General features: G+C 59.7%; 1 pseudogene. It reads left to right on the top strand.

The annotated features are described in order from the left end of the window. Positions 1 to 508: 508 nt before the first annotated feature. Positions 509 to 685, top strand: a pseudogene (locus NMG80_RS30555) (nucleotidyltransferase); the annotation flags it as partial. Positions 686 to 828 lie beyond the last annotated feature (143 nt).

Raw genomic sequence — 828 nt, 5'->3', positions numbered from 1 at the left:
CCACCGGTTTTGCCCCGGTTACGTTTAGATACCTAGTATATCAGGCTTATTGGATGGAAAGGCCATCTTCAAGGGCCTCGTGACGCGGACTCTCGGCAGCCAGGATGTGCTGGTCACCGATCGGACCGCGAAAGATTGCCCCGGGGAGCAGACAGAAGTCCGCATCCTGCGAGCAGATCGCGATCAATGGCTTCATGTGCGCAGCTAAAGTCTTTCGGCTGCCATCAAGACGGACTGGTTGTATGTCGAATCCGGCGCTACGGAGTACAGAATGCCAGAACAGGCCGACTATAACGACAAAGCCCAAATGAGAGCTCGTGTCGACCGAACCGCTGCCGCATGACGGTCGCACAGACCGAGATCACCTCGTCGAGGCCGCGCAGACGTTTTGCCTATCGCCAGAATCCGTCCCTCGAAGCCGGCAGCGGCGGCCTTTCCCCTATGTCGAAGCCTGCTATAACGAGCACTTTGACGCGCTCCTGCGTTCACCAACCTTGAACCGACCAGGATGAAAACCAGCATCGATCACTTGCCGGAGCACAAGCAGGAGGAGCTAGCCCGTGCGGTCGAAATCCTGCACGCCGAATTCGAGGATGCGCTGGCAGAGAGCAGCGCGGACTGGAAGAAGAGCGGCCGTATCCTGAAAATCATCCTGTTCGGCTCCTATGCCCGCGGCGACTGGGTCGGCGGTCGGGCGATGCTGCGATCAGCCCGCGCCCTCCCTCCGTAGGCGCGGGCTTCTTCGTTCAGGGAACCGAAACGATCAAGGCTCTTGGGACTTCCAGCCTCCGGGACCGAGCAACGCGGCTTGGGCCCGGCTAAAATAAG

Source organism: Mesorhizobium escarrei, assembly GCF_935825525.1.
Taxonomy (GTDB): Bacteria; Pseudomonadota; Alphaproteobacteria; order Rhizobiales; family Rhizobiaceae; genus Mesorhizobium; species Mesorhizobium escarrei.
Note: the sequence above shows the minus strand (reverse complement) of the source record. Positions and strands in the feature narration are given on the sequence as shown.